Consider the following 23431-nt stretch of genomic DNA (forward strand, 5'->3'; position numbering starts at 1 on the left):
CCGAGAGGAGGGTGGTTTTCTCCGGATACCAGCGTGCTAGCCGACGAGCTCCAGGACCCCTCGTTCTGCCCAACGGTCCCCTCTCCCTTCAGGGCGGGGCGCGTAGCCGAGGGTTAGGGAGAGGGGCGGGAGTCGAGCGCTGCGCAGAACCTACACTGAGCGCGCTCTTCCGCCCCCCCATCCACTCAACCGAACGACGACCCCGCCAGCATCCCGCCATCGACGATGAACTCCGCGCCAGTGCAGTAGCTGGACTCGTCGGAAACCAGGAACAGCACCAGCCTGGCCACTTCCTCCGGCTGGCCGATGCGCGGGATCGGCAGGCCGCTGTAGATCGACGACGGATCGAAGTCGGCCATTTCCGGCGGGCGCGCCATGCGCGTGTCGATGCCGCCGGGGTGCACGGAGTTGACGCGGATGTTGTGCCGACCGAGCTCCAGCGCGGCGGCCTTGCTCATGCCGCGTACGGCGAACTTGCTGGCGACGTAGGCGGTGCCGCCGGCGATGCCTTCCATGCCGGCGGTGGAGGAGATGTTGACGATGGCGCCGCCACCGGCCTCCTTCAGCGCCGCCAGCGCGCTCTTCATGCCCAGCCAGCAACCGACCTGGTTGACCTCGATGACCTGGCGGTAGTCGTCCACCGAGCTGTCTTCCAGGGGCACCAGGCGCAGGATGCCGGCGTTGTTGACCAGCCCGTCGAGCCTGCCGAAGTGCCGCTGGGCGCGCTCCACGACGGCGCGCCACTGCGCCGCGTCGGTCACGTCCAGGTGCTGGAACAGCGCGGCCTCGCCCAGCTCGTCGGCCAGGCGCTCGCCGTCCTCGTCGAGCACGTCGGCGATCACCACCTTGGCGCCTTCGGCGACGAACAGCCGGGCTTCCGCCGCACCCTGGCCGCGCGCGGCGCCGGTGATCAGTAGCACCTTGTCTTGCAGTCGTTTCATCGTGGGGTTTCCTTTGTGGGAGAAATCGCCGGCGTTCAGGCCAGCGAGGCGACGCTGTTGAGCAGCGTCTTGATCAGTTGCGCCTGGCGCGTGGCGCCGGTCTTGGCGAAGACCCCGCGCAGGTGCGCGCGCACGGTGTTGCGCGACACGCCCAGGGCGCCGGCGGTCTCGTCGAGGGTCAGGCCGTCCATCATCTGCATCGCCACCTCGGTTTCCGTGCGGGTCAGCTGGAACAGGCTGCGCAGCAGCGAGCGCGAGGCCTGCGGCGAGTCGGCGGGGTCGCGGATGAACAGCGCCAGCGCCGGCCGCCGGGCGCCGCTGCGGCTCTCGTGGTGCAGGGCGATGGGCCGCAGCAGCAGGTTCAGCGGCATCGCGCCGCTGGGCCGGGCCAGCGCCAGCACCTCGACCTCGTCGACCTGGCCGCGCTCACGCAGGCGCAGCACCGCCTGGATGGCGTTCTGCAGGTTGCGGTTGTCCTGGCGGGCGAAGGCTTGCAGGCGCTGGTGCTGGCAGTCGAGGCCGTCGCGGCTGTCGAACAGGCGCTGGGCGGCGCTGTTGCAGCGCATCACCCGGCCGTGCTCGTCGAGGATCGCGGTGCCCACCAGCAGGCGGTCGATGGTCGCGGCGTAGAGCCGGCGTTCGGACTCCAGCTGGTCGAGGCTGGAGTGCAGGTCCACGGCCTGCTGCAGGTGCGGCAGCAGCAGGCGCACCAGGGCCAGGTCGGCGTCGCTGAAGTCGTCGCCGGCGTGGCCGCGGCAGGCGAACAGCGCGCAGTGCATGCCTTCGGCGGTGGTCATGTGGGCGACCAGCACGTAGCGCAGGTCGAGCGGTTCCAGGTAGTCGCGGTAGAAGTCGTGTTGCAGCCAGGCCGCGCTGCCGAGCCCTCGGTCGGCGCTGCTGACCTCGCCGGCGGGCCAGTCGAGGAACGGGCAGATCGCGTAGTAGTGCTCGCTGTAGGACGGCTCGCCGGGCAGGTGCGGGCCATGCTGCGAGGCGTTGACGATCAGCCCCGGGCGCTGCTCGGCGGGGTTGCGCAGGACCAGGGTGACGTAGCTGGCGTCGCAGCGTCGGCGCAGGGCTTCGAGCAGGCTCGCCCAGGGCGTGCTTTCTCGCGGGCCACGGTAGACCAGGCCGAGCAGCTCGCTCAGTTCTTCGGTAGTGGGGCCGCCCGGGGCGGCGGGTAGGCAGGAGGTCATGCGGTGCCTCGCTCGTTCTTGTTTGGGGTCGAGTATCGAAGGCGCGGGAGGGGGGCAAATCGTCCGTTTGGCCTAGGTCGTAACCGGGACCGGCGACGGCCCGCCGCGTGGGCGGGCCGTGCCGGTCGCTCGCGGTCAGCGTTGCAGCAGGTAGTCGACGATGCGCTCGGCGGCGGCCTGGGCCGATTCGTGGCGCGTGTCGATGTGCAGGTCCGGCGCCAGCGGCGGCTCGTAGGGCGAGTCGATGCCGGTGAAGTTCTTCAGCTCGCCGCGCCGGGCCTTGCGGTACAGGCCCTTGGGGTCGCGCTGTTCGGCCAGGGCCAGCGGCGCGTCGATGAAGATCTCCACGAAGTTGCCGGCGCCGGCCAGGTCGCGGGCCATGTCGCGTTCGGCGCGGAACGGCGAGATGAACGAGACCAGGGTGATCAGCCCGGCGTCGAGCATCAGCCGCGACACCTCCGCCACCCGGCGGATGTTCTCCACCCGGTCGGCCTCGGTGAAGCCCAGGTCGCGGTTCAGGCCGTGGCGCACGTTGTCGCCGTCGAGCAGGTAGGTGTGCCGGCCGAGGGCGTGCAGCTTGCGCTCCACCAGGTTGGCGATGGTCGACTTGCCGGCCCCGGACAGCCCGGTGAACCACAGCACCCGTGGGCTCTGGCCCTTGAGCGCGGCGTGGGCCTCGCGGTTCACGTCGATCGCCTGCCAGTGCACGTTCTGCGCGCGGCGCAGGGCGAAGTGCAGCATGCCGGCGCCGACCGTGCGGTTGCTCAGCCGGTCGATGACGATGAAGCCGCCGGTATCGCGGTTGTCGGCGTAGGCATCGAAGGCGATGGGGCGGTCCAGTCTGAGGTTGCCGACGCCGATCTCGTTGAGTTCCAGGGTGCGCGCCGCCAGGTGCTCCAGGCTGTTCACCTCGACCCGGTGCTTGAGCCCGGTGCAGCTCATGCCCAGGGTGCGGGTGCCGATCTTCATCAGGTAGGGGCGGCCGGGCAGCAGGGCTTCCTCGTCCATCCACACCAGGGTGGCCTCGAACTGGTCGGCGACTTCCGGCGGCGCCTCTGCCAGGGCGATGAGGTCGCCGCGGCTGATGTCGATCTCGTCGGCCAGGGTCAGGGTCACCGCCTGGCCGCAGCTGGCCTGCTGCTGTTCGCCGGCGGCGCCGAGGATGCCGCTGACCACGCTCTGCTGGCCGCCGGGGAGCACGCGGACGCGTTCGCCGACGCGGATGCTGCCGGCCGCGACGTTGCCGCTGTAGCCACGGAAGTCGAGGTTCGGCCGGTTCACCCATTGCACCGGCAGGCGGAACGGCGCGGCGCTCTGCCGCGAGGCCTCCAGGGGCACTTCCTCCAGGTGCTGGAGCAGGCTCGGGCCGTCGTACCAGGGGGTGTTCGGGCTGGGCTCGAGCATGTTGTCGCCGCGCAGCGCGGAGAGCGGGATGCACTGGATGTCGTCGAGGCCGATGCGCGCGGCGAAGGCGCGGTAGTCGGCCTCGATGCGCGCGAAGACCTCCTGCGAGTAGTCCATCAGGTCGAGCTTGTTGATCGCCAGCACCACCTTGCGGATGCCCAGCAGCGACACCAGGTAGCTGTGCCGGCGAGTCTGCACCAGCAAGCCCTGGCGGGCGTCGACGAGGATCACCGCGAGGTCGGCGGTGGAGGCGCCGGTGACCATGTTGCGGGTGTACTGCTCGTGGCCGGGGGTGTCGGCGACGATGAACTTGCGCTTCTCGGTGGCGAAGAAGCGATAGGCCACGTCGATGGTGATGCCCTGTTCGCGCTCGGCGGCCAGGCCGTCCACCAGCAGGGCGAAGTCCAGCTCCTCGCCCTGGGTGCCGAGCTTCTTCGAGTCGACTTCGAGCTGGCCGAGCTGGTCTTCGAAGAGCACCTTGGACTCGTAGAGCAGGCGGCCGATCAGGGTGCTCTTGCCGTCGTCGACGCTGCCGCAGGTGATGAAGCGCAGCAGCTGCTTGTGCTGCTGTTGTTCCAGGTAGGGTTTCAGGTCGTCGCTGGGCGATGCGCTGATGGCGTTCATCAGAAGTACCCCTCTTGTTTCTTCTTCTCCATGGAGCCGGCCGAGTCGCTGTCGATCAGCCGGCCCTGGCGTTCGGAGGTGCGGCTGACGAGCATCTCGCGGATGATCGCCGGCAGGTCGTCGGCGTCGCTGTCGATGGCGCCGGTCAGCGGGTAGCAGCCCAGGGTGCGGAAGCGCACCTTGCGCCGTTCCGGGGTTTCCCCGGTGCGCAGCGGCAGGCGCTCGTCGTCGACCATGATCAGGGTGCCGTCGCGGCGCACCACCGGGCGTTCGGCGGCGAAGTACAGCGGCACGATGGGGATCTGTTCCAGGTAGATGTATTGCCAGATGTCCAGCTCGGTCCAGTTCGACAGCGGGAACACCCGCAGGCTCTCGCCCTTGCGCTTGCGCGTGTTGTACAGGCGCCAGAGTTCCGGGCGCTGCTGCTTGGGGTCCCAGCGGTGCTGTTCGGAACGGATCGAGAACACCCGCTCCTTGGCCCGCGATTTCTCCTCGTCGCGGCGCGCGCCACCGAAGGCGGCGTCGAAGCCATGGTGGTCCAGCGCCTGCTTCAGGCCCTGGGTCTTCCACACGTCGGTGTGCAGCGCCGAGCCATGCTCGAACGGGTTGATGCCGCGCTCCAGCCCCTCGGGGTTGACGTGTACCAGCAGCTCCAGGCCCAGGCGCTTGGCGGTCTGGTCGCGGAAGGCGATCATCTCGCGGAACTTCCAGGTGGTGTCCACGTGCAGCAGGGGGAAGGGCGGCTTGCCCGGGGCGAAGGCCTTCATCGCCAGGTGCAGCATCACCGCGCTGTCCTTGCCGATGGAGTAGAGCATCACCGGGTTTTCGCACTCGGCGACCACTTCGCGGATGATCTGGATGCTTTCCGCTTCCAGCCATTGCAGATGAGTCAACATGGGTTACCTCCTCGTGTTCGGCCGGCGTTCGGGCCGGCGTGGCGCCACGGTAGGTAATGCGCCGGCGCGGGTTCTTCGTCCGACCGGACGAAAAACCCGCACCGGCATCCTCAGCCTCGCGCCGCGTGCAGGGCTTCGGCGCGCGCCTTCACCGCCAGGGCCACGGCGTCGAAGCCCTGCTTGACCCAGGCGCCGTGCATGGCCATGACCGTGTCGGCGGTGGCGCCGAGGAACTGGTCGGTGGTGTGGTAGCGGCAGCTCGCCGGGCCGGTCGCCTCGATGATCTGCTCGCGCCGCGCGGCATCCGGGTTATCGGCGCTGGCGTGCATCTCCCAGGCCAGCAGGCGCGGCGGCTCGAAGCTGGCGAGCTGTTCGATCACCTGGAGCAGCTCGCCCGGCCGCGTCGGGTCGGGCAGGAACAGGTTCACCGGCTCGCCCAGGCGCAGGCTCGACTCGACCTTGACGGTGTAGGGGTTCCACTGCGGGTAGCGGGGCAGGTCGACCAGCACCGCCCACACCAGTTCGGCGGGCGCCGCGATCTCGACGGTGAGGGAGCGGACCAGGTTGTTTTCTTCGGCCATGGGTTCCTCCAGGCGTGTATCGCGTCGCACCGCGCGACGCGCTCGGGCCGATGCTCGGCGCATTCGCCGCCGCGCTCCTCGTCCGAGCGGACGAAGAATGCCCCGGCGCCTTCTCCCTAAGGTCTTCGCCAGGCCCACAGAGGAGACCGACATGGCCACAGACAGGATCGAACAGGAGGTGCTCAGCGGCGCAAGCTGGAACCTCTTCTGCGAACAACTGCGCCGCAGCGGCGAGCAGATACTCCGCGCCGAGGCCCCGGCCGACGCGCAGACCCGCGCCGAGGGCTTCCGCTACCTCACGCGCCTGCTGCGCATCGCCCTGGAGATGCACCTGGAGTTCGCCGACGCGGACTTCCCCGGCTTCATCACGCCGTCCCACGAGACGGCCAAGATCGGCGCCGACAACCCGGACAACCTGTACCGCTACGCGCGCCTCAACGGCGAGCACGAGTACCGCGTCAGCGGCAATCGCGGCAGCGTCGCCTACCTCAGCTTCGGCACCCAGAAGGGTGGCTACGAGACCGACGGCAAGATGATCCCGACCGGCTTCATCGACGCCGGCCAGCTGGAACTGGACGCCAACGGCGACTTCGAGATCATCCTCGGCCAGCAGCGCCCGGCCACCGGCAACTGGCTGCCGATGGAGGCGCAGAGCAACGCGCTGATCGTCCGCCAGACCTTCCTCGACCGCGCCAGCGAGCAACCGGCGCAGCTGCGCATCGAGCGCCTGGATGCCGACAGCGCGCCGCAACCGCTGGACGCCGCGCGCCTGCACCAGGGGCTGCAGCGCGTCGGCGCTTTCGTCGAGGGCACCGCGCGGCTGTTCGCCGACTGGGCGCAGGGCTACCAGGCCCACGCCAACCAGCTGCCGCCGGCCGACCAGGCGCTGTGCCAGTCGGTGGGCGGCGACCCGAACATCTTCTACTACCACTCGTACTGGGCGCTGGCCGACGACGAGGCGCTGCTGATCGAGGTCGAGCAGGTGCCCGCGTGCGACTTCTGGAACCTGCAGATCAACAACTACTGGATGGAATCGCTGGACTACCGCTACCACCGCGTCTGCCTGAACAAGCACTCGGCGCGCCTGGACGAGCGCGGCGGCGTGCGCCTGGTGCTCAGCGCCCGCGACCCGGGCCTGGCGAACTGGCTGGAAACCGCCGGCCACCCCCACGGCACCCTCTGCCTGCGCTGGGTCGGCGCGCAGCAGCCGGTGCACCCGAGCACCCGCGTGGTCAAGCTCGCCGACCTGAAGGAACTGGCCCGATGAACCACTTCTCGCCCAACCAACTGCTGGCCGAAGCCAGCGCGCGCGCCGACGGCCTCGATGATTTCGGCCCCGGCGACTTCCGCGAGGCCCTGCGGGTGCTCGCCGAGGCCCTGGAAAACGAGGCGCGCCTGTCGGAGCGCGGCCGCGTGCTGCTGCGCGAGAAGCTGCTGGCGCAGCTGGTCAACCGCCTGGTGATCGAGGATCACTGCAAGCGCTACCCGGAAATCCTCGAACAGCGCATCGACGACCCGCTGGTGATCGTCGGCCTGCCGCGCACCGGCACCACGCTGCTGCAGCGGACCCTGGCGGTGGACCCGCAGTTCAGCAAGGCGCAGTGGTGGGAAACCCGCTACCCGGCGCCGCTGCCCGGCGAGGCCATCGAGCGGCCGAGCCAGCGCATCGAGCGGGCGCGCGCCGAAGTGGCGGGGATGATCGAGTTCCTCCCGCAACTGCTGGCCATCCACCCGCTGGACGCCGAGCAGGCGGACGAGGAATTCATGCTCATGGAGCACTCGTTCCTCTGCGCCATGGACTCCTACGTCAACGTGCCCAGCTACACCGCCTGGCTCGACCGCCAGGACCAGGCCCAGGTCTACCGCTACCTGAAGAAGACTCTGCAATTCCTGCAATGGCAGCAGGCCCGCCGGGGCGTCGCCAGCGGCCGCCGCTGGCTGCTGAAGAGCCCGCAGCACCTGCATACCCTGGAGCTGCTGTTCGAGGTGTTCCCGGGCGCCCAGGTGGTGCTCACCCACCGCGAGCCGGGCAAGACCATCCCCTCGCTGGCCAGCTTCATCCATACGCTCTGGCAGCTGTACAGCGACCAGGCCGACCCGGAAGTGGTCGGCGAACAGTGGAACCGGCGCATGGCGCGCGCCCTCCGGCACGCCATGGCGGTGCGCGCGGACATTCCCGCCGGGCGTTTCCTCGACGTGCGCTTCGAAGACACCCTGGGCGACCCGCTGGGCGTGGTCGAGGCCATCTACCGCTTCGCCGGCCTCGACCTGGGCCCGGCGCAGCGCGAAGCCATGGCCCGCTGGCTGGCCGACAACGGCCGCGAGAAACGCGCCGCGCACCAGTACCAGCCGGAACGCTTCGGCCTCAGCGAGGCGCTGCTGCGGCGCGACTACGCCGAGTACCGCGCGCGGCATATCCACGTCTGAACGCGGCCCAATAACGACAAGAGGAATTCCCCATGCTGCTGAACGACAAGGTGCTGATGGTCTCCGGCATCGGCCCCGGACTGGGCATCAAGCTGGCCCTGGAAGCCGCCCGCGAAGGCGCCCGCGCCCTGGCCATAGGCGCGCGCAGCGAGGCGCGGCTGATCGAGGCCGAGGCGCGCATCCGGGCCATCGCGCCGGATTGCCAGGTGCTGCGCGTGGTCACCGACATCACCGAGCCGAGCGCCTGCCAGGCCTTCGCCCAGGCCACCCTGGAGCGCTTCGGGCGCATCGACGCGCTGATCAACAGCGCCTTCTCCCACGGCGGCTTCCAGGCCGTGGAGGAGGGCGACAACGCGCCGCTGCGCGAGGCCCTGGAGGTCAACCTGCTCGGCTCGCTGAACATGACCCGCGCGGTGCTGCCGGCGATGCAGGCGCGCCGAGCCGGGGCCATCGTCATGATCAACACCCTGGGCGTGCGCAAGCCGTACCAGGGCGGCGCCGCCTATTCCGCCTCCAAGGCCGCGCTGGCCGCCAGCGTCCGCTACCTCGCCAGCGAGCAGGCGGCGCATGGGCTGCGGGTGAACGCCCTGGCCTGCGGCTGGATGTGGGGCGAGCCGGTGCAGGCGGTGGTGCGCCAGACGGCGGCCGCGCGCGGCGTCAGCGAGGAGCAGGTGCGCGCCGAATTCAGCGCCGGGGTGCCCGGCGGGCGCATGCGCACCGACGAGGAATGCGCGCGCGCCGCGCTGTTCCTGGCTTCCGACTACGCCAGCGCGATCAACGGCGCGCAGCTCGACGCCAATGGCGGCGAGCTGATGGGCTGAGGGCGCGGGCATGATCGAGCATTGCGCCTTCAACGGCGACGCCGACGGGCTCTGCGCCCTGCAGCAGCTGCGCCTGGCCGGCGAGTTGGGCGAGGCCCCGCGCCTGGTCAGCGGGGTCAAGCGCGACATCGACCTGTTGCGCCAGGTGCAGGCCAGCGCAGGTGAACGCGTCACGGCGCTGGACGTTTCCCACGCGCAGAACGCCGCCGATACCCGGCGCCTGTTGGAGGCTGGCGCGCGGGTCCGCTACTTCGACCACCACCACGCCGGCGAACTGCCCGCGCACGGCGCCTTCGAATCGTTCATCGATACCGCCGCCGACGTCTGCACCAGCCTCCTGGTCGACCGCCACCTGCGCGGCCGGCACCACCGCTGGGCGGTGGCGGCGGCCTTCGGCGACGGCATGGCCGGCCCGGCGCGCGCGCTGGCGCAGCGCCACGGCCTGGCGGCGGAGGAGGTGGCGGCGCTGGAGGAACTGGGCCTGCTGCTGAACTACAACGCCTATGGCGAGAGCCTGGCCGACCTGCATTTCGAACCGCTGGCCCTGGCCGAGGAACTGCGGCCCTACCTCGACCCGCTGGACTTCGTCCGCGCCAGCCCGAGCTTCGCCACCCTGCGCGCCGGCTACGCCGCCGACATGGCCGCGGCCCAGGGCCAGGAGCCTTGGCGCGAGGGCCCTGGCGCGCGGCTCTACCGGCTGCCGGCCGAGGCCTGGGCGCGGCGGGTGAGCGGGGTGCTGGCCAACCAGCTGGCCAGCCGCGCGCCGGACCGCGCCATCGGCCTGCTCAGCGCCAAGGCCGACGGCGGCTGGCTGTTCAGCCTGCGCGTGCCGGCGGCCGCCGGCCTGGCCGCCGACGCCTTCTGCCGGGAATTCCCCACCGGCGGCGGGAGGGCCCGCGCGGCCGGCATCAACCACCTCGACGACGAACACTTGGAACACCTCGCCAACCATCTATTGGCGCGATACCCCACACCGTCGTAGGGCGTACAACCGTTCGCGGTTGTACGCCGCTGCACCACGACCCACCGCCCGCTCCAGGGCCGGCCTCGAAGCGCCCCGGAGCCACGGCCAATCGGCGTATAACGCGGAGCGTTATACGCCCTACAGGAGCCCCCTATGCTGTCTCTGCAGGTAATCTCCGACCGCCTGGAAATCCAGCAACTGGCGGTGGACTACTGCAACGCCATCGATAGCCGCGACTTCGCCGCCCTGGACCGGGTGTTCAGCCCCGACGCCTACATCGACTACCGCGCCATGGGCGGCATCGACGGCGCCTATCCGCAGGTGCGGGCCTGGCTGGGCGAGGCGCTGGCGACCTTCCCGGCCTACCAGCACATGATCGGCAACCACGCCATCGAGTTAAGTGGCGACGAGGCCAGCGGCCGCATCCTGTGCTTCAACCCGATGGCCGTGGACCTCGCCGACGGCAGCCGGCGCACCTTCTTCCTCGGCCTCTGGTACCACGACCGCTACCGCCGCACCGAGCAGGGCTGGCGCATCGCGCGGCGCAGCGAGGAGAAGTCGTGGACCTTCAACGTGCCGGACGGCCTGCCGGTGTGAGGCTCAGCCGACCCGCAGCCAGATCGCCGAGGCGTCGTCGCTGGCCTTGAAGCGCGGGTAGCGCAGGCAGGCCGCGTCCTCGCGCTCGATGCGCCGCAGTTCCTCGGCCAGCGGCGCCAGGCCGCTTGCCAGCACCCGCGCCATCAGGCCGGCGGCGTCGTAGGCGGCGTAGGTGTCGAACAGCGCGGCGAAGCCGTCGCTCATCAGCAGCAGGTCGTCGCCCCTGGCCACCGCTGCGCGGGTGTAGCGCACGTCGGCGCGTGCCTGCCGCGCGTCGACGCTGAGCACCGGCTTCGGCCGTTCGCGGGCGGCGCGGCGGTCGGCCAGCACTTCCGGCGTGCGCACGTTGCCGGCGCCCGCGCCGGGGCCGAGCGCGGCGGCTTCGGCCAGTTCGGTGGCGCGGTCCGGTTCGGGGGTGAGGAAGCGCACGCCGGCGCTGCCGCGATGCATGACGACGCAGTCGCCGATATGCCCGCAGGCCAGCGCGTCGCCCTCCAGGGCCACGGCGGCGAACGAGGCGCGCGGCAGCTCCCAGAGCGCCAGCGGCTCGCGGCGGCGCTCGCGGGCGTAGGCGTCGGCGAGCGCGTCGAAGACGCCCGCGCAGATCGCCGCCAGGTCGCCGTCGGCGGCGCCGAAGGCGCGTTGCGTGGCGGCGGCCAGCCAGGCCGCGCCGCCGCGTTCGCCGAGCAGGCCGGGGGCGCCCAGGTCGGTGGCGCCGTCGATGACCCAGGCGTGCCTGTCGGCGCTGCCGAGGCGGTCATCGTTGGGAACGTCGGTCTTGCCGGCCAGGCTCAGAGCCTGGATCAGATCGAGGTGCATCGGTTGGGCTCTCCGCGAAACAGCGAGGCGCCCATTCTAGCCAGCTCCGCGCGGCTCAGTCGCGCGCCGGCGCGCCCAGTGGGAACAACGGGCGGTAGGGGCGCGCCTCGTCCACCGCGCGGGCGAACGAGGGCCGCGCCAGCAGCCGCGCGCGGTAGGCGCGCAGGGTCGGGTAGGTCGGCGCGATGGGCTGCGTCCAGTCGGCGTAGAACAGCGCCGGCGCCGCCGCGCAGTCGGCCAGGCTGAAGGCCTCGCCGGCCGCCCAGGGCCTGCCGGCGAGCTGTCCGTCGAGCCAGGCGTAGGCGGTTTCCAGCTTGCCCACGGCGGTTGCCAGGGCATCAGCGGCCTTCAGCGCGTCGCCGCTCAGGGCGCCGCCCACCGCGTGTTGCACCGGCGTCATCACGTGCAGGTCGAAGAAGCGGTCGAGGAAGCGCACCTCCAGCGCCGCCAGCGGCTCGGCGGGCAGCAGCGGCAGCGGGCCGCCACGGGTCAGCTGCAGGTACTCGATGATGATGCTGCTCTCGACGACCTCACGCTCGCCGTCGAGCAGCAGCGGGAACTTGGCCAGCGGCCAGAGGCGCAGCCAGTCCGCCGTGTGCTGCGGGGTGTCCGGCCCGATGCAGCGGAACTCGAAGGCGAGGGCGTTCTCGTAGAGGGCGATGAGCACCTTCTGCGTGTACGAGGAGAAGGGGTGACCATAGAGCGCGAGTGACATGGGGAATACCGCCTGTTGTCCGGGATCGGCAAGAGGCAAGTGGTAGCACAGCTTTGGCGGCGCCGCTCATGCGCCGTCGGCTTCGCGGCGCTCGCCGGAGAGCTGCTGCAGGCTGGCCTGGCTGATCTGGCTGCCGGCCGGCACGCTGCGGGTCAGCCAGACGTTGCCGCCGATGGACGAGCCCTTGCCGATGGTGACCCGGCCGAGGATGGTGGCGCCGGCGTAGATCACCACTTCGTCCTCGACGATCGGGTGGCGCGGCTGGCCCTTGAGCAGTTGGCCGGACTCGTCGGCGGTGAAGCGCTTGGCGCCCAGGGTCACCGCCTGGTAGATGCGTACCCGCTCGCCGATGATCGCCGTTTCGCCGATCACCACGCCGGTGCCGTGGTCGATGAAGAAGCTGTGGCCGATCTGCGCGCCGGGGTGGATGTCGATGCCGGTGGCCGAGTGCGCCAGCTCGGAAATGATCCGCGCCACCAGCGGCAGGCCGGCGTTGAACAGGTGGTGGGCCATGCGGTGGTGGATGATGGCGATGACCCCGGGGTAGCACAGCAGCACCTCGTCGACGCTGCGCGCCGCCGGGTCGCCCTGGTAGGCGGCCAGCACGTCGGCGTCGAGCAGGCGGCGCAGCTGCGGCAGGGCGCGGGCGAAATCGCCGACGATGGCCCGTGCGCTGGCCTCGGCGCCTTCCTCCGGCTCGCCACGCTGGCGGGCGCTGTAGCGCAGCTCCAGGCGCGCCTGGGTGAGCAGGGCGTTGAGCGCCGCGTCGAGGGTGTGGCCGACGAAGAAGTCCTCGCTTTCCTCGCGCAAATCGTTAGGCCCCAGGCGCATGGGGAAGAGGGCGCTGGCCAGGCGCTCGACCACTTCCTCGATGGAGTGGCGCGAGGGCAGTTCGCGGCCGCCGCGTTCGCGCTGGCGACCATTGCGACCGCGCCATTCGCTACGCGCGGCGCGCAGTTCGTCGACTATCGCGCCCAGTTGCCAGTTCACGCTGTGAGCGTCGTTGCAGTTGTTGTCGTTCATCGCAGGCAGGTTCCAAGAGAGGTGGCTGCCCCGGCCAAGCGCCGGGGAAATGCTGGCCTCTATCCTGCGGTGTTCGGCCGCCGTCGACAAATCGCCGGCGGTTATAAGCTCATGCGTGTTCAGCGCGTTTCGAACGAGCGGCGGCGTCGCGCGATCCTCCCCCGGCTGCCGCGCAGGCCACGCGCCACGCCCCTTTCGCGCTAGTCCCATTGGACGATGTTAGGGCTTCCTCGCGCTGTTTGAATCCCCATCACCAGCCAATCCGCCCGGCGGAGCGGCGACGACGATGAGGAGAACAGCGATGGATATCCGAGGACTGGGCTACGTGACCGTCCTGGCCACTGACCTGCAGCGCTGGCGCGAGTACGCCGGCGAGGTGCTGGGCATGATGGTGGACGCGGCGGCGCCGGAGGGCGCGCTGTACCTGAAGATGGACGAGCGCCACTACCGCGTGCTGGTGCTGCGCGACGAGCGCGACGGCTACGGCGCCAGCGGCTGGGAAGTGGCCGGCAAGGCCGCCTTCGAACAGGCCATCGCCGAGCTGCAGCAGGCCGACGTCGAGGTCAGCCGTGGCGGCGTCGCCGACTGCGCGCTGCGCAAGGTCCAGGAACTCGCCCTGTTCAGCGACCCCGACGGCAACCGCCACGAGCTGTTCTGGGGCCCGTGCCAGGACTTCAAGCCGTTCGTCTCGCCGGTCGGCGTCAGCGGCTTCGTCACCGGCGCCATGGGCATGGGCCACGTGGTGCTGCCGGCGCCGAGCTTCGAGCGCTGCCAGGCGTTCTACGAGAACGTCATGGGCTTCGGCCTTTCCGACCTGATGAAGGTGCGCTTCACCCCCGACCCGCAGGAGCCGGAGAAGCGCATCCACTTCCTGCATTGCGGCAACGCCCGCCATCACTCGCTGGCGATCTTCGAGTGCCCGATCCCCAGCGGCTGCGTGCACCTGATGCTGGAAACCGCCGCCCTCGACGACGTCGGCCGCGCGCTGGACCGCATGCGCGGCGCCGGCGTGCAGCTCTCGGCCACCCTCGGCAAGCACACCAACGACCAGATGGTCTCGTTCTACATGCGCAGCCCCGGCGGCTTCGACATCGAGTACGGCCACGGCGGGCTGGAAGTCGACTGGCAGGCGCACACCCCCTTCGAAAGCACCGTGGTCAGCCATTGGGGCCACGACTTCAGCGTCGGCCGCCAGTAAGGAGCGCAGCATGGACAAACGCATGACGGCCACCGAGGTGGTCGCCCGCCTGCGCGACGGCATGACCCTCGGCATCGGCGGCTGGGGCCCGCGGCGCAAGCCGATGGCGCTGATCCGCGAGATTCTCCGTTCGGACCTGAAGGACCTCACCATCGTCGCCTACGGCGGCGCCGACGTCGGCATGCTGTGCGCCGCCGGCAAGGTGAAGAAGCTGGTGTTCGCCTTCGTCTCGCTGGACTTCATCCCGCTCGAACCCTACTTCCGCAAGGCCCGCCAGGCCGGCGAGCTGGAAGTGATGGAGATCGACGAGGGCATGCTGCTGCTCGGCCTGCGCGCCGCCGCCATGGGCGTGCCCTTCATTCCCACCGCCGTGGGCCTGGGCACCGACGTGCTGACGCACAACCCGCAGATCAAACTGGTGGCCTCGCCCTACGCCGACGGCCGCGACTGGGTCGCCATGCCGGCGCTGAAACTGGACGCCGCGCTGCTCCACGTCGACCGCGCCGATGCCCGTGGCGTGTGCCAGATCGAGGGGCCGGACCACTACATGGACGACCTCTTCGCCCGCGCCGCCGCCTACACCTACGTGAGCTGCGACGAGCTGGTGGAGCCGGCCTACTTCCACGCCAACCCGCAGGCCGCGCGCCAGGTGTTCTGGGAACGCAACCTCACCAGCGGCGTGGCGCACATCCCCGGCGGCGCCCACCCCAGCTCCTGCGCGCCGCGCTACGGCTTCGACGTGGCGCACTTCCAGCGCTACAACGCCTCGGCCCAGGAAGAGGGCGGCTGGCAGCGCTACTACGACGAATTCATTCGCGCCGGCGAAGCCGCCTACCTGGACCAGGTCGGCGGGCTCGACGCGCTGGGCAAGCTGCCCCTGCCGGTGTTCTGAGGAGGCCGACCGATGACCGATTGCAACTACAGCCTCGCCGAACTGCTGATCTGCGCCGCCAGCGAATGCTGGCGCGACGACGGCGAAGTGCTCGCCAGCGGTATCGGGGTGATCCCCCGGCTGGCCGCCTCCCTGGCCATGCTCAGCAGCAACCGCGAGTTGCTGATGACCGACTCCGAGGCCTTCATGGTCGGCGAGCCGGTGCCGCTCGGCGCGCGCAACGGCTACCAGCCGCAGCTCGACAGCTGGATGGGCTTCTCGCGCATCTTCGACAACGTCTGGGGCGGGCGTCGCCACGCGCTGGTGGGGCCGACCCAGGTCGACCGCTTCGGCCAGGCGAACATCTCCTGCATCGGCGACTACGCCCGGCCCAAGGCGCAGATGCTCGGGGTGCGCGGCTTCCCCGGCAACTCCATCAGCCACGCCAACTCGTTCTTCGTGCCGGCGCACAACCGCCGGGTGTTCGTCGAGGGCGAGGTCGACATGGTCGCCTCGGTCGGCTACAACCCGGCGCGCCTGGCGCGGGGCTGGAGCCTGGACGACATCGACGTGCGCCTTATCGTCACCGACCTCTGCGTGATGGACTTCCAGGGCCCGCAGCGGCAGATGCGCGTGCGTTCGCTGCACCCCGGCGTGGAGCTGGCCCAGGTGCTCGACAACACCGCCTTCGACCTGGCGTTGCCGGCGCACATCCCGGTCACCGCCGCGCCCAGCGCCGAGCAGCTGGCGCTGGTGCGCCGCCTCGACCCGCACAACCTGCGCGCCCGCCAGCTCAAGGACAACCCGCCGGGCGAGCGGCGCAACGCGGAGGCGCGGCCATGAGCGAGGAGGTCGTCCTGTACGAGGTGCAGGGCCCGCTGGCCCTGGTCACCATGAACCGCCCCGAGTACCACAACGCGCAGAACTCGCGGATGACCTACGCGCTGGACGCGGCCTTCCGCCGCGCCTGCGACGACGACGCGGTGAAGGTCATCGTCCTGCGCGGGGCCGGCAAGCACTTCTCCGCCGGCCACGACATCGGCACGCCGGGGCGCGACGTCGACCAGAGCTTCGAGCGCGCCAGCCTCTGGTACGACCACGTCAACAAGCCCGGCGGCGAGTTCCTCTACGCCCGCGAGCAGGAGGTCTACCTGGGCATGTGCCGGCGCTGGCGGGAGATGCCCAAGCCGACCGTGGCCATGGTCCAGGGCGCGTGCATCGCCGGCGGGCTGATGCTGGCCTGGGTCTGCGACCTGATCGTGGCCAGCGACGACGCCTACTTCCGCGACCCGGTGGTGCGCATGGGGATTCCCGGCGTCGAGTACTTCGCCCACGTGCACGAGCTGAGCCCGCGCATCGCCAAGGAGTTCCTCTTCCTCGGCGAACGCCTGCCGGCCGAGCGCGCCTGGCAGCTGGGCATGGTCAACAAGGTGGCGCCGCGCGACGTGCTGCTCGACGTGACCCTGGACATGGCCCGGCGCATTGCCGAGATGCCGCGCCTGGGCCTGCAGCTGGCCAAGCAGGCGGTGAACAACGCCGAGGACCTGATGGGCAAGCGCGCCACCATGGACATGGTGTTCGGCCTGCACCACTTCGCCCACGCCCACAACGAGCTGGTCAGCGGCGACCGCCTGGGCGGCTACGACGCCCGCGCCATGGCCAGCTCGCAGCGCGAGCCGGCGGAGGGCGGGCGATGAGCGCCAACCTCGGCACCCGCGTCAGCGAGCTGCTCGGCTGCCGCTACCCGATCATCCAGACCGCCATGGGCTGGGTCGCCGACCCGCGCCTGGTGGCGGCCACCGGCAACGCCGGCGGCTTCGGCTTCCTCGCCGGGGCGACCATCGAGCCGCAACGGATGGAGGCGGCGATCCTCGAAACCCAGGCGCTGACCCGCCAGCCGTTCGGGGTCAACTTCCACATGTACCAGCCCAACGCCGGCGAGATCGTCGAGCTGGTGCTGCGCCACGGCGTGAAGGCGGTCAGCTACAGCCGCTCGCCGGGCAAGCAGTTGATCGCCCGGCTGAAGGACGCCGGGGTGGTCTGCATGCCCACCGTCGGCGCCCTGAAGCACGCGCAGAAGGCCGTGGAGCTGGGCGCCGACATCGTCACCATCCAGGGCGGGGAGGGCGGCGGGCACACCGGCTCGGTGCCCACCTCGCTGCTGCTGGCGCAGGTGCGCGACGCGGTGCCGGTGCCCGTCGTCGCCGCCGGTGGCTTCCATGACGGCGCCGGGCTGGTCGCCGCGCTGGCCCTGGGTGCCGAGGGCGTGGCCATGGGCACGCGGTTCCTGATGAGCCAGGAAAGCCCGGTGCCGGACGCCACCCTGGCGCGCTACCTGGGCGTGCGCGACCCGGCGGCGGTGATCGTCAGCCGCGCCCTCGACGGCCTGCCGCAGCGGATGATCCGCAACGAACTGCTCGACGCCCTGGAGGCCGCCGGCCCCTGGCGGCGCATGGTTCTGGCCGCGCGCTGCGCGCTGGCCTATCGGCGTCACTCCGGCATCGGCCTGGGGCAGATGCTCCAGGCGCTGCGCCAGCGCGGCGAGCTGACGCTTTCCCAGGCGCTGCTGGCGGCCAACGCACCCATGGTGATCCAGAAGGCCATGGTCGACGGCCAGCCGCAGGACGGTGTGCTGCCGGCCGGGCAGGTCGCCGCGCTGCTCGGCAGCCGCCCGGCGTGCGCCGAGATCATCCAGACCATCGTCGCCCAGGCCGAGGCGCGGCTCGCCGAGCTGGCCCGCCGGGTAGACCCGCAAGCATCCCAGGAGGGCCGCCATGCAGCCGTTTCGCGTTGAGATCCACGACTACATCGCCGAGCTGGTGTTCGACCGCCCGCCGGTGAACGCCTTCGACTGCGCCGGCTGGGCGGCCATCGCCGCCGAGCTGGAACGCCTGGGTCGCGACGACGCGGTGCGGGTCATCGTCATCCGCGCCGAGGGGCGCGGCTTCTGCGCCGGGGTCGACATCAAGGAACTGGCCGCCGACGGCAACCTGATCGTGGCGGTGAACAAGGGCAACTACGACAGCTTCAAGGCCGTGCACCGCAATCCCAAACCGGTGATCGCCGCCGTGCACGGCTTCGTGCTGGGCGGCGGCATCGGCCTGTGCGGCGCGGCGGACATCGTCGTCGCCAGCGAATGCGCCACCTTCGGCGTGCCCGAGGTGGACCGTGGCGCCATGGGCGGCGGCGCCCATCTGCAGCGCCTGTTCCCGGTGCAGAAGGTGCGCCACATGTACTTCACCGGCGAGCCCATCGACGCCTGCGAGGCCTACCGCCTGGGCGCGGTGGAACGGGTGGTGCCGCGCGCGCAGCTGCGCGAGGCGGCCCTGGCCGTCGCCGCGAAGATCGCCGCCAAGAGCCCGGCGATGATCGCCCTGGCCAAGGAGGCGCTGACCGGCATCGAGGACGGCAACCTCGAAGACAAGTATCGCTGGGAGCAGGGCTTCACCCTCGAAGCCTACCGCTCGCTGGACTCCCAGGAAGCGCGCGACTCCTTCGTGGAAAAGCGCGAAGCGCAATTCAACTGACCGCAGGCGACAGCCCATGGACCTGAACTACAACAACCAACAACAGGCCTTCCGCGAAGAAGTCCGCGCCTGGCTCGCGGCCAACGTCCCCAAGACCCCGTTGCCCTCCTACGACACCGAGGAAGGCTTCCGCCTGCACCGCGAGTGGGAAGCGCGCCTGCATGACGGCCACTGGGGCATGGTGACCTGGCCGCAGGAATACGGCGGGCGCGGCTGCGACCTGATCCAGTGGCTGATCTTCGAAGAAGAGTACTACCGCGCCGGCGCCCCCGGCCGGGTCAACCAGAACGGCATCTTCCTGCTCGGCCCGACCCTGATGGAGTTCGGCAGCGAGGAGCAGAAGGCCCGCTTCCTGCCGCGCATGGCGCGCGGCGAGGACGTCTGGGCCCAGGGCTGGTCGGAGCCGGGCGCCGGCTCCGACATGGCGGCCATCCGCTCGCGCGCCGAGCGCGACGGCGACCACTACGTGATCAATGGCCAGAAGACCTGGTCGACCCGCGCGGTCTGGGCCGACTGGCTGTTCGGCCTGTTCCGCACCGACCCGGCTTCGAGCCGCCACCACGGCCTGACCTTCATCCTGGTGCCGCTGGACACGCCGGGCATCAGCGTGCGCCCGATCGCCCAGCTCGACGGCCTGCCGGGCTTCGCCGAAATCTTCTTCGACGACGTGCGCGTGCCGGTGCAGAACGTGCTGGGCGGCGAGGGCCAGGGCTGGCACGTGGCGATGTCCACCGCCGGCTTCGAACGCGGGCTGATGCTGCGCTCGCCGGCGCGCTTCCAGGAAACCGCGCGACGCCTGCTGCAGCTGTACCTCGACAACCGCGAGGCGGCCGACCGCGACCCGGCCATCGGCGAGGCGGTGATGCGCGCCTGGCTGGACGCCGAGGCCTACACCCTGAGCACCTACATGACCGCCTCACGCCTGCAGCAGGGCGGGCGCATCGGCCCGGAATCCTCGACCAACAAGATCTTCTGGTCGGAGCTGGACCAGCGCATGCACGACACCGCCCTGAGCATCCTCGGCGCCCGCGCCGAACTGCTGCCCGACGCGCCGCTGGCCGGCGAAGTGGGGCGCTGGCTGGACGGTTTCCTGTTCTCCCTGGCCGGGCCGATCTACGCCGGCACCAACGAAATCCAGCGCAACATCATCGCCGAACGCATGCTCGGCATGCCGCGCGCCTGAGGAGCATGGCCATGGACTTCACCTTCAACGACGACCAGCTGTGCTTCCAGGACAGCGTGCGCGCCTTCCTCACCAACCAGGTGACCCCGGAACGCCTGCGCGAACTCTGGGCCGGCGACAGCGGGCGCAGCGACGAACTCTGGGCGCAGCTGGCCGAACTCGGCCTGACCGCCCTGAACCTGCCCGAGGCCCACGGCGGCCTGGGCCTGGACGAGACCGACTGGGTGCTGCCGGCCCAGGAGTGCGGTTATGCCGCCCTGGCCGAACCGCTGCTGGACACCGTGCTGGTCGGCGCGCCGCTGCTCGCCGCCCTCGGCGAGGAACACGCGGCGCTCAAGGCCGACTGGCTGGCGCGCATCGCCGAGGGCCGCGCGCGCCTGGCCGTTGGGCATCCGGACAACCTGCTGGTGGCCGACGCCCACGTCGCCGACCTGCTGCTGCTCGGCAGCCACGACGAGGTGCACGCGGTGCCGCGCGAGGCCGTGCAGCTCACCCGCAACGCCGTGCTGGACCCGGCCCGGCGCTTGTTCAGCGTGGCCTGGACGCCGTCCGCCGCCACCCGTGTGGCCAGCGGCGAGCAGGCCCGCGCGCTGTGGAGCGCCGCCTTCGAGCGCGGCGCCCTGGCCAGCGCCGCGCAGCAGCTGGGCCTGGCCCGGCGCATGGTCGACCTGGCGGTGGACTACAGCTTCGAGCGCAAGCAGTTCGGCAAGCCGATCGGCAGCTTCCAGGCGGTCAAGCACCTGATGGCCAACGTCGCGGTGCTCATCGAGTTCGCCAAGGGCCCGCTGTACCGCGCCGCGCAGTCCCTCGCCGAGGGCCACCCGCAGGCCGCGCTGCACGTGTCCCAGGCGCGCCTGGCGTGCGCCGAGGCGGCGCAGCTGGCGGCGAAGAACGCCATCCAGGTGCATGGCGCCATGGGCTACACCTGGGAAGTCGACCTGCAGCTGTACATGAAACGCGCCTGGGCCCTGGACAAGGTCTGGGGCGACCGCAGCCTGCACAAGGCGCGGCTGTGCAAGGCGCTGTTCGCCGGCGACGTGCAGGCCGGCGCCGGCCACACCTTCGGCCATTGAGGAGAACGAACATGGCGCAAGCCTACATCGTCGACGCCCTGCGCACGCCCACCGGCCGGCGCAAGGGCGGCCTGGCGCAGATCCACGCCGCCGACCTCGGCGCCCACGTGCTGGGCGAACTGGTGCGGCGCAACGGCATCCCCGATGCCGATTACGACGACGTCATCTTCGGCTGCGTCGACACCATCGGCCCGCTGGCCGGCGACATCGCCCGCACCTGCTGGCTGGCCGCCGGCCTCGACCAGGGCGTACCGGGCACCACGGTGGACCGCCAGTGCGGCTCCTCGCAGCAGGCCGTGCACTTCGCCGCCCAGGCGGTGATGAGCGGCACCCAGGACGTGGTGGTGGCCGGCGGCGTGCAGACCATGACGCAGATTCCGATTTCCTCGGCCATGACCGCCGCCGAACCGCTGGGCTTCAGCGACCCGTTCAGCGGCTCCACGGGCTGGGTGAAGCGCTACGGCGCGACACCGCCGAGCCAGTTCCGCTCGGCGCAGATGATCGCCGAGAAGTGGGGCCTGCAACGCGAGGCGCTGGAGGCCTACTCGCTGGAGTCGCACCGCCGCGCGTTGCGCGCCATCGAGGAAGGCCGCTTCGCCCGCGAGATCGTGCCGCTGGTGGGTGTGCAGCACGACGAGACGCCGCGCCAGACCAGCCTTTCGAAGATGGCCGAGCTGGACACGCTGTTCGGCTGCGACCGGGTGACCGCCGGGGTGTCGAGCCAGACCTGCGACGCCGCCAGCGCGCTGCTGATCGTTTCCGAGCGCGCCCTGAAGCGCTACGGCCTGACGCCGCGCGCGCGCATCCACCACCTCAGCGTGCGCGCCGACGACCCGGTGTGGATGCTCACCGCGCCGATCCCGGCCACCGCCCACGCGCTGAAGAAGGCCGGCATGCGCCTGGAGGACATCGACCGGGTGGAGATCAACGAGGCCTTCGCCTCGGTGGTGCTCGCCTGGCTGCAGGAAACCGGCTACCCCCACGAACGCACCAACGTCAACGGCGGCGCCATCGCCCTCGGCCACCCCCTGGGCGCCACCGGCGCGCGGCTGATGACCACGCTGCTCCACGAACTGGAACGCAGCGGCGGCCGCTACGGCCTGCAGACCATGTGCGAAGGCGGAGGCCAGGCCAACGTCACCATCATCGAACGATTGTGAGGGGGCTACTGCGCTAGGCCATGCGGCGTTGGAACGCCGGTCGTGAATGCTCATTGGCCGCAGCCAACTCCGCTTCCCGACCGGCATTCCGCCTTGCCTGGCCGTCGCTCGCTACGCCCTTGAAATTTCTCGGCGCGTCATAGCGCTATCCGCTGGAGAACCCCATGCCCATCTGCACCAACCGCACCGTCATCATCACCGGCGCCGGTGGCGGCCTCGGTCGCGCCTACGCCCTGGCCCTGGCCGCCGAGGGCGCCAAGGTCATCGTCAACGACATCAACCGCGAGGCCGTCGCCGGCGTGGTGGCGCTGATCCGCGACCAGGGCGGCAACGCCATCGGCGACTGCCACGACATCACCGACTATGCCGAGGCCGGCGAGATCGTCCAGGCCGCCATCGCCGCCTTCGGCGACCTGCACGCGGTGGTGAACAACGCCGGCATCTGCCGCGACCGCATGTTCGCCAGCCTCACCGAGGCCGACTGGGACGCGGTGATGAACGTGCACCTGAAGGGCCACTTCTGCATCGCCAGCCATGCCGTGCGGCATTGGCGCGAGCAGGCCAAGCAGGGCCTGAAGGTCCAGGCGCGGCTGATCAACACCAGCTCCGGCGCCGGCCTGCAGGGTAGCGTCGGGCAGTCCAACTATTCGGCGGCCAAGGGCGGCATCGCCGCATTGACCCTGGTACAGGCGGCGGAGCTGGCGCGCTACGGCGTCACCGCCAACGCCCTGGCCCCGGCCGCGCGCACCGGCATGACCGAGCAGGTGTTCGCCGAGGTGATGAAGAAGCCGGAGGAAGGCTTCGACCACTTCGCTCCGGAAAACGTCGCGCCGCTGGTGGCCTGGCTGGTCAGCGAGGCCTCGCAACACGTCAGCGGCAGGCTGTTCGAAGTGGAGGGCGGCAAGCTGTCCATCGCCGACGGCTGGCGCCGCGGCCCGGAACACGACAAGGGCGCGCGCTGGCAAGCGGACGAGATCGGCGCGGCGGTCGACGCCCTCATCGAGCGCGCCATCCCGGCGCAGAAGGTCTACGGCACCTGACCCAGGTTCCGGATTTCCCGGGGGCGTAGGGCGAATAACCGTTCGCGGTTATCCGCCGATACACCCATGTCGTCGCCCGCGCCGCGTTCGAATCGGGCGACCCTCACCAGGTTCGACCGCGAGCGGGAACATGGCCAAGGCCAATCGGCGGATAACGCGGAGCGTTATTCGCCCTACGTCCAGGTAGCCATTGGCGCGAACGCCCCCACGTCCATTCGGACGATTCCCCCCGCACCGACTCCCGCCAGACTGCGCCCATCCGAACCGACAGGGTCGCTTCCCATGGAATTCGCCTTCACCGACGAGCAGCAGATGATCCGCGACAGCGCGGAAAGCTTCCTCGCCGACGCTTCACCCTCCAGCGCCGTGCG

General features: G+C 70.7%; 23 protein-coding genes and 1 pseudogene. 16 read left to right on the plus strand and 8 right to left on the minus strand.

Features of this window, described 5'->3' with window-relative positions; translation table 11 throughout:
• Positions 1–185 precede the first annotated feature (185 nt).
• The 5 genes from P3W75_RS09540 to P3W75_RS09560 form a co-directional block, all read right to left on the minus strand.
• The gene (locus P3W75_RS09540; protein WP_276227131.1) at positions 186–941 is read right to left on the minus strand and encodes a glucose 1-dehydrogenase; all 756 of its coding nucleotides are present in this window, start codon (positions 939–941) and stop codon (positions 186–188) included.
• 35 nt (positions 942–976) lie between these two features.
• Entirely contained in the window at positions 977–2137 is a 1161-nt protein-coding gene (locus P3W75_RS09545; protein WP_276227132.1) for a helix-turn-helix transcriptional regulator, read from the minus strand.
• Positions 2138–2272: 135 nt separating this feature from the next.
• Positions 2273–4165, minus strand: coding sequence for a sulfate adenylyltransferase subunit CysN (gene cysN / locus P3W75_RS09550; protein ID WP_276227133.1), 1893 nt, complete (start codon positions 4163–4165; stop codon positions 2273–2275).
• On the minus strand, positions 4165–5061 hold the full coding sequence (cysD, locus tag P3W75_RS09555; RefSeq protein ID WP_276227134.1) for a sulfate adenylyltransferase subunit CysD: 897 nt from the start codon (positions 5059–5061) through the stop codon (positions 4165–4167). The genes cysN and cysD overlap by 1 nt, the downstream gene beginning before the upstream one ends.
• A gap of 110 nt (positions 5062–5171) precedes the next feature.
• Positions 5172–5642, minus strand: a complete 471-nt coding sequence (locus tag P3W75_RS09560) for an SRPBCC domain-containing protein (RefSeq protein WP_276227135.1) — start codon at positions 5640–5642, stop codon at positions 5172–5174.
• Positions 5643–5793: 151 nt separating this feature from the next.
• Here P3W75_RS09560 and P3W75_RS09565 point away from each other — a divergent pair, with 151 nt between their 5' ends.
• From P3W75_RS09565 to P3W75_RS09585, 5 genes are all read left to right on the plus strand, one after another.
• Positions 5794–6909, plus strand: a complete 1116-nt coding sequence (locus tag P3W75_RS09565) for a DUF1214 domain-containing protein (RefSeq protein ID WP_276227136.1) — start codon at positions 5794–5796, stop codon at positions 6907–6909.
• Positions 6906–8069 (plus strand): sulfotransferase family protein, encoded by a 1164-nt coding sequence (locus P3W75_RS09570; RefSeq protein ID WP_276227137.1) that lies wholly within the window; start codon positions 6906–6908, stop codon positions 8067–8069. The genes P3W75_RS09565 and P3W75_RS09570 overlap by 4 nt, the downstream gene beginning before the upstream one ends.
• 32 nt (positions 8070–8101) lie before the next feature.
• Positions 8102–8890: an SDR family oxidoreductase gene (locus P3W75_RS09575; protein WP_276227138.1), complete on the plus strand. Its 789-nt coding sequence runs from the start codon at positions 8102–8104 to the stop codon at positions 8888–8890.
• Between the two features lie 10 nt (positions 8891–8900).
• Complete coding sequence (locus P3W75_RS09580; protein WP_276227139.1) at positions 8901–9872, plus strand: acetyltransferase; 972 nt, start codon at positions 8901–8903, stop codon at positions 9870–9872.
• A 135-nt stretch (positions 9873–10007) separates the two neighbouring features.
• Positions 10008–10451, plus strand: coding sequence for a nuclear transport factor 2 family protein (locus P3W75_RS09585; RefSeq protein ID WP_276227140.1), 444 nt, complete (start codon positions 10008–10010; stop codon positions 10449–10451).
• Between the two features lie 3 nt (positions 10452–10454).
• On the opposite strand, the gene P3W75_RS09590 is transcribed toward P3W75_RS09585, so the two are convergent.
• The 3 genes from P3W75_RS09590 to epsC form a co-directional block, all read right to left on the minus strand.
• Positions 10455–11270 carry a protein phosphatase 2C domain-containing protein gene (locus tag P3W75_RS09590; protein ID WP_276227141.1) on the minus strand — a complete coding sequence of 272 codons (816 nt, stop codon included), beginning with the start codon at positions 11268–11270 and terminating at the stop codon, positions 10455–10457.
• 55 nt (positions 11271–11325) lie between these two features.
• Complete coding sequence (locus P3W75_RS09595) at positions 11326–11985, minus strand: glutathione S-transferase family protein (protein WP_276227142.1); 660 nt, start codon at positions 11983–11985, stop codon at positions 11326–11328.
• A gap of 66 nt (positions 11986–12051) precedes the next feature.
• The gene (epsC, locus tag P3W75_RS09600) at positions 12052–13008 is read right to left on the minus strand and encodes a serine O-acetyltransferase EpsC (protein WP_276227143.1); all 957 of its coding nucleotides are present in this window, start codon (positions 13006–13008) and stop codon (positions 12052–12054) included.
• Positions 13009–13309: 301 nt separating this feature from the next.
• Here epsC and P3W75_RS09605 point away from each other — a divergent pair, with 301 nt between their 5' ends.
• The 11 genes and pseudogenes from P3W75_RS09605 to P3W75_RS09655 form a co-directional block, all read left to right on the plus strand.
• Positions 13310–14206, plus strand: coding sequence for a VOC family protein (locus P3W75_RS09605; protein WP_276227144.1), 897 nt, complete (start codon positions 13310–13312; stop codon positions 14204–14206).
• Positions 14207–14216: 10 nt separating this feature from the next.
• A complete protein-coding gene (locus P3W75_RS09610) occupies positions 14217–15098 on the plus strand; it encodes a CoA transferase subunit A (RefSeq protein WP_276227145.1) in 882 nt (293 codons plus the stop codon).
• Between the two features lie 12 nt (positions 15099–15110).
• Positions 15111–15920 (plus strand): CoA-transferase subunit beta, encoded by an 810-nt coding sequence (locus tag P3W75_RS09615; RefSeq protein ID WP_276227146.1) that lies wholly within the window; start codon positions 15111–15113, stop codon positions 15918–15920.
• Positions 15917–16774: an enoyl-CoA hydratase gene (locus P3W75_RS09620; RefSeq protein WP_276227147.1), complete on the plus strand. Its 858-nt coding sequence runs from the start codon at positions 15917–15919 to the stop codon at positions 16772–16774. Before P3W75_RS09615 ends, P3W75_RS09620 begins: the two co-directional genes overlap by 4 nt.
• On the plus strand, positions 16771–17871 hold the full coding sequence (locus P3W75_RS09625) for an NAD(P)H-dependent flavin oxidoreductase (protein WP_276227148.1): 1101 nt from the start codon (positions 16771–16773) through the stop codon (positions 17869–17871). The genes P3W75_RS09620 and P3W75_RS09625 overlap by 4 nt, the downstream gene beginning before the upstream one ends.
• On the plus strand, positions 17852–18604 hold the full coding sequence (locus tag P3W75_RS09630; RefSeq protein WP_276227149.1) for an enoyl-CoA hydratase family protein: 753 nt from the start codon (positions 17852–17854) through the stop codon (positions 18602–18604). The genes P3W75_RS09625 and P3W75_RS09630 overlap by 20 nt, the downstream gene beginning before the upstream one ends.
• A 16-nt stretch (positions 18605–18620) precedes the next feature.
• Positions 18621–19787, plus strand: coding sequence for an acyl-CoA dehydrogenase (locus P3W75_RS09635; protein ID WP_276227150.1), 1167 nt, complete (start codon positions 18621–18623; stop codon positions 19785–19787).
• 11 nt (positions 19788–19798) lie between these two features.
• Positions 19799–20860, plus strand: a complete 1062-nt coding sequence (locus P3W75_RS09640; protein WP_276227151.1) for an acyl-CoA dehydrogenase family protein — start codon at positions 19799–19801, stop codon at positions 20858–20860.
• An 11-nt stretch (positions 20861–20871) separates the two neighbouring features.
• Positions 20872–22020: an acetyl-CoA C-acetyltransferase gene (locus tag P3W75_RS09645; RefSeq protein WP_276227152.1), complete on the plus strand. Its 1149-nt coding sequence runs from the start codon at positions 20872–20874 to the stop codon at positions 22018–22020.
• A gap of 164 nt (positions 22021–22184) precedes the next feature.
• Positions 22185–23060 carry an SDR family oxidoreductase gene (locus tag P3W75_RS09650; RefSeq protein ID WP_276227153.1) on the plus strand — a complete coding sequence of 292 codons (876 nt, stop codon included), beginning with the start codon at positions 22185–22187 and terminating at the stop codon, positions 23058–23060.
• A gap of 66 nt (positions 23061–23126) precedes the next feature.
• Positions 23127–23431: pseudogene (locus P3W75_RS09655) on the plus strand (hypothetical protein); the annotation flags it as partial.

It is taken from the genome of Pseudomonas citronellolis, from assembly GCF_029335315.1.
Classification (GTDB): Bacteria; Pseudomonadota; Gammaproteobacteria; order Pseudomonadales; family Pseudomonadaceae; genus Pseudomonas; species Pseudomonas citronellolis_A.